The following is a 10,000-nucleotide window of genomic DNA, read 5'->3' as shown; positions in this document are numbered from 1 at the left end:
CTTCTTTCGTACGTTTGAAAAATTTATCACTTTCTTACACTTTGCCCAAGACGCTAATGAAAGAGGGGAGTTGTAAGTTGTATTTTCAAGGGCAAAATTTATTGACGTTTACCAAATTTCAAGGCGCAGACCCTGAAAACCAATCGCAAGGTAGGTTGCCTACCTTACGAATGTTAACCTTAGGAGTACAATTGAGTTTTTAATTTAAAAAATGATACTTATGAATGTGTTTTTATTTAGAATACTAAATGCCTTATCGCGTTATATTCTAGTAATTTTTTCGGTAGCTACTTTGAGTAGTTGTGATGAATTTGTTACTGTAGATTTACCTACTTCTCAATTGAGTGGTCCAACAGTTTTTGAAGATGTGGCAACTGCTGATGCTGCTCTAGGTTATATTTATGCTAAACTTCGTGATGAAGTGCTGTTGCAAGGTAATTCATCGGGAGTTGGATGTTTGATGGGGCATTATGCTGATGAATTAGATTATTATAGTTCGGGAAATTTGGCACCTCAATTTTTTTACCAAAACAATGTTTTGCCCACTAATGGTACTATCAGAACCTTATGGAACGGAACTTATCAATTGGTATATGCTGCAAACGCTGTTATTGAAGGCGTTCAACAGTCTTCTTCCTTATCTGTAGCAGATAAAGAACGTTTGCTTGGAGAGGCTTTGTTTTTACGTGCTTATCTCCATTTTTATTTGGTTAATATGTTTGGTGAGATTCCTTATGTAATTTCTACAGATTATGTAACAAATGCAAGTATTTCAAAGAGTACTGTTCAGGATGTTTATTCATTTATCAGTACTGATTTACAACAATCGGCAACTTTAATTCCGACAACTTATGTGAGTTTTGAACGTACTCGTCCTAATAAGAGTGTGGTTTATGCATTGTTAGCCAGGGTGAAATTATACTCAGAGGATTGGTCACAAGCAATACAATATGCAGATTTGGTAATAGGTTCTACTTCAATGTATCAGTTGGCGCCAGTGGATAATGTTTTTTTAAAAGAAAGTACTGGAACACTTTTACAGTTAAGACCGCAGTTTACAGGAGCTAATACTTTGGAAGCCCAGAATTATACTTTTACAAGTGCTCCACCACCCACTTTTGCTTTAACTCCGGCTTTAGTTTCTTCATTTGAAGTTGGAGATATTAGACGAACTAATTGGATACAGACCGTAACCAATGGTGTAGATTCATGGTATCATGCTTATAAATATAAAGCGATTGGTACTACCGGAAGTTCAGTTGAATATTCCATACTGCTACGCTTGGAAGAGTTGTATTTGATTCGAGCGGAAGCAAAGGTTCAAATGTTAGATTTGACAGGAGGTGCTGCAGATTTGAATGTTATTCGAAATCGTTCTGGTTTGGGCGATACTCCTTTTTCAAATCAGCCTGATTTGCTAGATGCTATTCATCAGGAGCGACGACATGAATTTTTTACAGAATTGGGTCACCGTTGGTTTGATTTGAAACGAAGTGGAACAGCGACTTCTGTTCTAGGCGTAGTGAAGCCAGGTTGGGATACAAAGGATTTGTTATTGCCTTTGCCAGAATCAGAACTGTTGTTAAATCCTAATTTGATGCCACAAAATTCAGGTTATTAAATAATAAGGTAGTTTAAGAAAATCATTTCTTAAACTACCTATTTTAAAATTTTAAAAAATGTGTAAAGTACTAGGATTATTACTAGTGTGTCTAGGAATTAACTTTTCCCATGTAGCCTATGCACAAAAGTTACCATTGACTGTTGATGCTTATTTAAAGTGGAATGATTTTAAAGCAATTTCTATGAGTGGCAATGGAGCTTGGGTGAGTTATGTAGTGGGAAATTCTATTACAGATACTCTTTATTTACAAAACGTAAAAAGAAATAAGAGGCACACTTTTCCGAAATGCAAAGGAGGTTTGTTTTCACCGGATACCAATATTTTTGCGTTTTCAAGAAATGATAGTTTACAATTATTTGATTTAAGAAAAGGGGAGTTGCAATTTATTAGAGATTCGGTTTTGACATATCATTTTTCAAAGGATGGCAAGCAATTGGTTGTTTTAAGTAATTCAGAGAAAAATAAAAAGCTTGCATTTATCCAACTAGCCACTTTGCAAAGTAATATCATTACTGATATTACTGATTTAAGTTTCAGTAATGATAAGCGTTATAGTGTTTCAGTTGTTTCTAACGATAAGGGACAAAAAGTTGTACTATATGATTTGAATACAAATAAAGAAAATGTAATTGCTAATTTTTCTTCCACTTCATTGATTTCGGGTTTTAAATGGGATGATAAGGGACAAAAGTTTGCTTTTTTTCTAGATGAAGCTACAGAAAAACCTTTACAGTTGTATTATTATTCTATTAATCCACCTAAAAGAAAAAAATCCCATTTACAAGTTCTATCTCATGATCATTTACCTAAAGATTATATATTGAATCAACAGTCTCTTTATTTGACTAGTGAAGGCTCAAGAGTATTTTTTTCACTAGAGTCGGTTATTCCTAAAAAGCAAAATACTTGTGAAAATTGTGTTCAGGTGTGGCATAGTGATAGTAAGGATTTACCACCATTAAACAAAAGCGTACGAGAAAATAATAATTTGTTTTGGCATTTTTGGGATGTAGATACTCAACTAGTTAGTTCAGTTGAAGACACCCTTTATAGTAACGCGATTTTAAATGGGAATGCACAATATGCTTTGTTGATTGGAAAAAAGAAAACGGATTTGGATTCTGTAAAGAGTAGTTCAAATGGTTTTTATTTAAAATATTTAGAAAATCAAGAATATATCGATTTGGAGCGTATAAGTAAAAGTTTCCCGAATACTTTGATGTTTTCACCAAAAGGGAATTTTATTGCTTATTATACTGAAAAGCAGTGGTGGGTTTATGATATTCAAAAGCGACTTCACTCTTGTATTACTTGTTCTATTTCTTCTAATTTTTATAATGAGCATTATGATAAGCCTGGAAGTATTCCTCCTGCAGCACCTGCTTGGTGGGCTTCTGATGATAGTAGTTTGTTTTTGAGTGATACACATGATGTTTGGCTATTCACTACAAATGGAACTTTAACCAAACGAATTACAAACGGAAAAGAAGTAGATAAGGTTTTCAGAATTTATGAATCGCAATTGCCTTCGCCTCCCAAAGCTTCATATTACGGTTTTCAAACTCGAGTTGTACAGAAACATGCAAAGCAGTTGTTGTTTGTAAAAGACTTAACAACTTTAGGGACTGGATTTGCAATTATGGATGTAAACTTACACGTAACACCATTAATAGAGCGGTCAAGTGCTTTGCATTTGATTCAGACTTCAGTTTCTTTTGATCATTTTTTATTTGTAGAACAAAATTTTAGTTTATCACCGCGTTTGTTATTTGTAGATGGTAATGGAAGGGTCACTGAAATAACTCAAACCAATGAACAACAAGCTAAATATGAATGGGGAAAATATAAATTGATTAACTACCAATTACCGGGAAAAGATAAGTCTTTGAAGGGCGCTTTGTTTTATCCGGAATCTTATGATGAGAAGAAAGAATATCCTTTGTTGGTGGTTATTTATGAAAAGAAGTCGGGTGAAATTATGGAATACATTCCTCCATCTGAAAAGAGCCCGTGGGGTTTTAATTTAAGTAATTATGTTTCTGATGGGTATTTTGTTTTGTATCCTGATATTATTTATGGTGTTGATAATCCGGGTGCAGATGCTTTGGCTTGTGTAGCAGCAGCTGTAACTGAAGTATTAAAAGATTATTCTATTTCCAAGGAAAGGGTAGCCTTAATGGGACATTCTTTTGGAGGTTATGAAACTGCTTATATAATGGGAAACACTGATTTATTTCGAACAGCCATAATTGGTTCTCCCATGATTGATTTAGTAAGTGCTTATTTGACAAGTGATGGACATGGAAAATCGAATATGTGGAGATTTGAACGCGACCAAATGCGTATTACAGCTCCTTTTTACAGTGAAGATTTCCTAAAGAATTCACCTTTGCAATATGTATCATCTATCACATCGCCAACACTTTCATGGACTGGAACAAAAGATTTACAGTTGGATTGGTTGCATAGTGTCAAATTCCATAATGCTTTATGGCGTTTAGGTAAATTGAACACTTTATTGGTTTATCCTGAAGAAGGTCATGTTTTAATGCAGGAGACTAATCAAATAGATTTGAGTAGACGCATTAAAGATTGGTTAGATTATTATTTAAAAAATAAACCGAAAGGTTTGTGGATGCAATAATAAAGTTAGTTAATGTTTTGAAGTTAGTTGTTATTAAGGTGTCGCTAACGCGACACCTTTTTAATTAGTTATTGATAGGAGCACGGTAAAGTATTTTTGAACAGGTTGGATCTGTTGGGTTAACTTTACCATACACTTGTCTATTTTGTCCTTGATAGAACATAGTACAAACTTGTCCTAAGTCGTTACTACATGTTACTTGCACATGACATGGTGATGGAGCGTCTACCCATCCTACTTCAAGTGCTAAGTTTTTGCTCTCTGTTTTTTGAGAAGCAAAAGCTCCAAAAATTGCTAATGCGAAAACAGCAATTGGTAAACCGAATTTTAAAAATCTAGTTCTCATAATGTGAAAATTTAAAGTTGTGATCTACTCTGTTACAGGTTTTCGATCTTTCCCTGATACTGGCCACGTATTTTTTGAATTTTCAAATTGAAAATAGTTTGACTTAAGTTTACGTATTACTAGGTAGTTATTTGTAATTCCAATTATTAGGTTATTGTAAATTTTGAATGATTTGATTTCTTCGTTGTTATGATGGTAGAAGTAAAAGCTAAATTCATAAGTATTGTTTTCTATGTTGTATACATCTATTATACTGGCTTGTTTTGCTATTACTTCAGATTCGTATTTCCCTAGTCTGTTGGATTTTATGAATATATATTTTCCAGCAGTTGCGGCATATTTATTTATCGTGATAGGTTGTTGTGCTAATTTTTTTTCTGTATTACCTTTTGCATATGCAAATTTCAGAGGAGATTGACTTAGTGTGTCGATTGTTTTTATTCTTTTTATTAAGTTTAATTTATTATCGGTTATTATGGTTTGGTTTCGATAATAGTAACTATATATTATGAAATTAAGTTGTTCATTATACAATAGCATGCCGTCAGTGTCAAAAACTCCGTCGATTTTCTTTTGTAAAATATTTGTTGAGGTATTATTTTCTTTACCAATTATTTGAAGTTCGTGCTCTGAAGTTTTAGCGTTATTTTGTCGGACAATAAAAACATCTTGCTTAATAGGTTCCAAAAGAGAGAATTTTGCATCAGGTTTTTCATTTGTTGTAGTTTCCCATGTTGAAAGATTTCCTTTGAATATAATAGGAATTGAACCATCCACAAGATAGAAGTGAGGTGCTATAATTTTTAATTGAACAGCATTGAAAAGATATTTTTTTGAATCTTTCATTTTTATTCTTCTGACTATTTTATCTTCAAGTGTTGTATCAATCTCTACTATATGAAGTGGGGCAGTAGTATTACCAAGAATTATTTTTCCTTCATTAAAACCCGCAATGTAATATGAATTGTATCCTAAAGGAATTACTTTACTATCTGAAATTGGATGATGGGGATATCTTCTTATAAAAGCATTATTTCTATGCATTTCATTTTCTGATAGGTTGTATAGAATTACAACAGATACAATACTAAAAACACTTATACTAGTTAACTTAATTAATTGTTCTTTTAAAGTAAACTTTAGATGTGTATCGAGAATAATACCTATACCTCCGATAACAACAAATGCAAAATTAAAAAAGAGATGTTCATTCCAATTCATCTGTGATATAATTCCACCACATGAACAGGGAATGAAATCACTAAAGTTCAATATGATGATTATATATGATGAAAACATAATCATTAATCCGAAAGCTAAAAACAAACCTATGTATCTAATTTTAGGTATTAGTAATATCAATGAAATGATAATTTCTGCTGCAGGTATTAAAACTGCAACCCAATTAGCATATGCACTTAAAAGCGGTGATTGCCCCAGTTGAACTAGAAAAGTTTCAAAATCAATTATTTTACTAATAGCAGTATATGTGAATAAAAAAATATACAGATAGCTTATAAAGATAATGATGTTAGATTTAAGTTTATTTTTCATGGTTGCTTCTTTTGTGTTGTAAAGTTTTGAAAAATAAACTATTAGCTATTATCACATCGGGATTTTGACTGGTTAAAAAAATATAAGAGGTATTAGAAATCTCTTTTAAGCGCACTTGGCGGGTAGTTATATTTTTTTTTGAATGCTTTTGAAAAGTTGTTATAATCATTAAATCCACAGATGAAAGCTATTTCTTTTATAGGAATTTCTGTTTTTTGAATAAGGTATGTAGCCCTTTTTAGACGTTCATCGGTGTAAAATTTATAAATACTTGTATTAAATTTATTTCTAAAATCTTCTTTTAGTTTGAAATCGTTAGTCCCAAATTTCTTGGCTAATTCCTTAATTGATGGTAGTGGTTCTTCGAGGTTATTTAGAATGTAATCGTAAACGTTTTGGACAATTGATACATTTTCGGTTTTCTTTAGAGTGTTTATTGGGATTCTGTATGTGTAGTCTTGGAGGTCGGTTGTTATACCTGAAACAATTATTTTGTCACAGTTTATAAGTGAAGAAACATTGAAATAAGAAGGATAAATTTGATTGTTTTTATCTAATAAATTTAATAGAACTACTGTATTAATATTGTTTGTATTTGTTTTTTCAAACTTGATTACTTCCCAATCCTTTGCCGACTTTTGTGTCATAATTCTGGAGATAGGTTTTTTTAAAAGGTCCTCTGGATTGTAACTAAGAGTCGTTAAAACACTTGGAGAGAAGCTTAAAATAATTAAATTTTTATCTAAAATAAAAGTGTGCTGTACTAAATTTTGATACGTAAATTGAGGAATAACATGTCCGACTTTTAGAATAGTTTCTTTGATGTTACTTGCGATTTGATTCAGCTTAAGAGCGATTTGATCAATTTCATCTTCTTCATCTAAATTAGCAATTTGAAATTGAAGATTTCCAGAAGCCATTTCAAACAGCATTTGGTATATTTTTCTAATTCTTTCTTGCTTATTTTGTTCTGACATGATGTGTTTTTCTGCAACAAAACTATATAAGCTTTTAAAAGGAATCAAATAGTTTAGTGTTTAATTCTTGAATTAAATACTAAATTTATTGGAATTTTATTGAATGAATTAGGAGCTTTTTAATTTTAACTTATTCGAAAATTTTTCTTTTAAAATTTTCATGTCTTCACTTACTTTACTGTCCAATACTTTTGCATAATGTTGAGTGGTTCTCAAATTTTTATGACCAAGCATTTTGCTTACACTTTCAATTGGAACACCATTAGTAAGTGTTACCGTAGTAGCGAATGTATGTCGAGCAATATGAAAAGTTAGCTCTTTATCAATTTCACAAATATCTGCCAGTTCTTTGAGATATGCATTCATTTTTTGATTTGATAAAATAGGGATAAGTCGATTTTCGTTAATACATAGTGGATGATTTTCGTATTTATCAATAATCATTTGAGTAACCGGAAGGATCGGAATTTTTGAAGCTGATTCTGTCTTTTGTCTGTGAGTTGAAATCCATTTTTCACCATCTATGCCAATTACAATATTAGATTTTGTTAAATTGAAGACATCAATGTACGCAAGTCCAGTGAAACATGAGAATATAAACATATCGCGAACTAACTCTAATCGTTTTATTTTAAATTCTTTATTGATTAAAGATTCAATTTCATCTTCTGATAAATAAGTTCTTTCTATTTCTTTTACTTTACCTTTATAATTTAAGAAAGGGTCTTTTTCTATCCATCCATTTACATAGCATTGTTTTACAATTTTGCCAAAGTTTCTGATGTATTTTATTGTAGAATTGTTATTGCAGTTTTTTGTGTTTCTCAAGTAGAAATCAAAATCATTGATAAATGCAATATCTACTTGTTTTATTGAAATATCATTAAGGTTATATTGATGTTTTAAAAACTCTTTGGTGTGATTTAATGCTGTTTCATACTTCTTATAAGTGTTAATAAAGAATTCTTTTCCAACTAGTTCTTTCATTCGTTTGTTATGGTCTTCAAAAATAACCATTAGTTTACGCTGTCTTTCCTCAACTCCTAAGAATTTATTTTTGAAAGTTTGAGCATTAATTTCTTGGTTATTGTTTACCATCCATTTTTCAGTTTCATATGCTTTTGCATTTAAAATGTCTAGGTAACTATTAATTAGTCTAGCTTCTTCAGAATTACCTTTTATTTTACCTGCTGCAGTATTCCATTTTGATTTTTCAACAAACTTTGAGGTGCTTAATTCAATACGAGTACCATTAATTGTTATTCTTTGATAAATGGGAAGTAAGCCATTTTTTGAAGCTTTAGAACTTTTCACATAGAAGAGTATTGACATTTTGTGTTTCATTTTGTGGTGACTTTAATGTTATTCAAATTAATTATTTAATACTTATTTGTCAAGATGTTCATCTTTTGAACTGCTTACTATCATTGGTTTTTCGAGAAAATCGGTTACCCTAATTTTACTTTCTTTCGGGTAACCGATTTTAGCACCAATGGTTTGAGATTTAATAGATAATTTGAATAGTAGTCAAAACGGAAAAGCCTGTAAATCATACGATTTACAGGCTTTTAGTCTGTTTTGAATTTGTTTTAGTGGAGTCGCCGAGAATCGAACTCGGGTCCAAACAAGCAATCAAATAGCTTTCTACACGCTTAGTTTCATCTTAGATTTTCGACAAAGAGCAAGGCTAGAAACCGCCACTCTTTGCTTAGCTCTGTCAGTGTCAGAACGGATTTAAAGCATTACCGTTCCTAGGTCTACTTTTACGGTTCTCCTAAACCAACCGCCATAAACCAAGGCTTTTGAGGAGAATCTAGCTTTCCTACCTGGTAGGAACTAGGCAAATCTTACTATAATTCAGATTAAGCAGCTAAAGCGTAATTATTTTCGCCGTTTATAGGTTTGTACATTTGGATTTACGAGCTAAACATACAATGCTCGACGTGCTTACTAATCAATTCCACTCGCTGTCAAAACCAGTCGACCCCAATTTTTGAGTTTTCAGTCTGCAGCCTTTTCACTTGTAATCAAAAAGTGAGCCAAAATTACATTCTTTTTTTCAATTAAAAAAACTTTGCATAGTCGCTTCTTTAAAGTTATATTTGTAACATTAAATCGACATTCAGTTAAATAAATAGTTGACTATGAAGTTTGGAATCATCAAAGAAAGAAAAAATCCACCGGATAGAAGAGTAGTTTTTACTCCAGAAGAGTTAGTACGCTTACAATCAGAGCATCCCGAAGCGGAAATAAAAGTCGAAAGTTCAGATATCAGAATTTTTTCAGATGACCAATATCGTAATTTAGGATTAAATGTTACTACAGATATGTCCGATTGTGATGTCCTTTTTGGTGTAAAGGAAGTTCCTGTTGATGCTCTTATTCCAAACAAAAAATACTTTTTCTTTTCACATACAATTAAAAAACAACCGTATAATCGTAAATTATTACAAGCAATTTTAGCTAAAAATATCGAATTATACGATCACGAAACGATTGTAGATGCTACCAATCACAGATTAATTGGCTTTGGTCGTTATGCTGGTTTGGTTGGTGCTTATAACGGTTTTAGAGGATTCGGAATTAAATATGATTTGTTTACTTTACCAAAAGCGGAAACATTGAGCGGTAAAGAAGATTTAATCGCACGTTTAAAACGTCAAACCCTTCCAAATATCAAAATTGTACTTACGGGACATGGTAAAGTAGGAATGGGTGCCAAAGAAATTTTAGACGGAATCAAAATCAAACAAGTTAGTATTGAAGATTTCTTAAACAAAAAATATACTGAACCTGTTTACACCCAAATTGATGTGTTAGATTACAACAAACGCAAGGATGGGAAGGTTTTAGAT

Annotated in this window: 7 protein-coding genes, 1 other RNA gene and 1 pseudogene; 4 read left to right on the top strand and 5 right to left on the bottom strand. The window is 31.8% G+C overall.

All coding sequences use genetic code 11. The annotated features are described in order from the left end of the window. The 3 genes from LDL23_RS11340 to LDL23_RS11330 form a co-directional block, all read left to right on the top strand. A partial coding sequence (locus LDL23_RS11340; protein WP_291265802.1) for a hypothetical protein occupies nt 1-203 on the top strand: 203 nt, incomplete at its 5' end. Between the two features lie 17 nt (nt 204-220). After that, nucleotides 221-1,621, top strand: a complete 1,401-nt coding sequence (locus LDL23_RS11335; RefSeq protein ID WP_291265801.1) for a RagB/SusD family nutrient uptake outer membrane protein — start codon at nt 221-223, stop codon at nt 1,619-1,621. A gap of 58 nt (nt 1,622-1,679) precedes the next feature. Then, nucleotides 1,680-4,268 carry a prolyl oligopeptidase family serine peptidase gene (locus LDL23_RS11330; protein WP_291265800.1) on the top strand — a complete coding sequence of 863 codons (2,589 nt, stop codon included), beginning with the start codon at nt 1,680-1,682 and terminating at the stop codon, nt 4,266-4,268. A 64-nt stretch (nt 4,269-4,332) separates the two neighbouring features. Here LDL23_RS11330 and LDL23_RS11325 read toward each other — a convergent pair whose 3' ends face one another. From LDL23_RS11325 to ssrA, 5 genes are all read right to left on the bottom strand, one after another. Then, nucleotides 4,333-4,614, bottom strand: a complete 282-nt coding sequence (locus LDL23_RS11325) for a DUF6520 family protein (RefSeq protein WP_291265799.1) — start codon at nt 4,612-4,614, stop codon at nt 4,333-4,335. Nucleotides 4,615-4,638: 24 nt separating this feature from the next. Continuing rightward, complete coding sequence (locus LDL23_RS11320) at nt 4,639-6,168, bottom strand: MauE/DoxX family redox-associated membrane protein (RefSeq protein ID WP_291265798.1); 1,530 nt, start codon at nt 6,166-6,168, stop codon at nt 4,639-4,641. Nucleotides 6,169-6,260: 92 nt separating this feature from the next. Further along, the gene (locus LDL23_RS11315; RefSeq protein ID WP_291265797.1) at nt 6,261-7,193 is read right to left on the bottom strand and encodes a helix-turn-helix domain-containing protein; all 933 of its coding nucleotides are present in this window, start codon (nt 7,191-7,193) and stop codon (nt 6,261-6,263) included. Between the two features lie 60 nt (nt 7,194-7,253). Next, nucleotides 7,254-8,489 (bottom strand): site-specific integrase, encoded by a 1,236-nt coding sequence (locus tag LDL23_RS11310; RefSeq protein WP_291265796.1) that lies wholly within the window; start codon nt 8,487-8,489, stop codon nt 7,254-7,256. Nucleotides 8,490-8,735: 246 nt separating this feature from the next. Then, nucleotides 8,736-9,133, bottom strand: a transfer-messenger RNA (tmRNA) gene (gene ssrA / locus LDL23_RS11305). Nucleotides 9,134-9,289: 156 nt separating this feature from the next. On the opposite strand from ssrA, the pseudogene LDL23_RS11300 reads away from it, so the two are divergent. Next, a pseudogene (locus LDL23_RS11300) lies at nt 9,290-10,000 on the top strand (alanine dehydrogenase); the annotation flags it as partial.

It is taken from the genome of Flavobacterium sp. (assembly GCF_020217025.1).
Taxonomy (GTDB): Bacteria; Bacteroidota; Bacteroidia; order Flavobacteriales; family Flavobacteriaceae; genus Flavobacterium.
The sequence above is the reverse complement of the archived record's forward strand: the minus strand, read 5'-3'. Positions and strand labels throughout refer to the sequence as shown.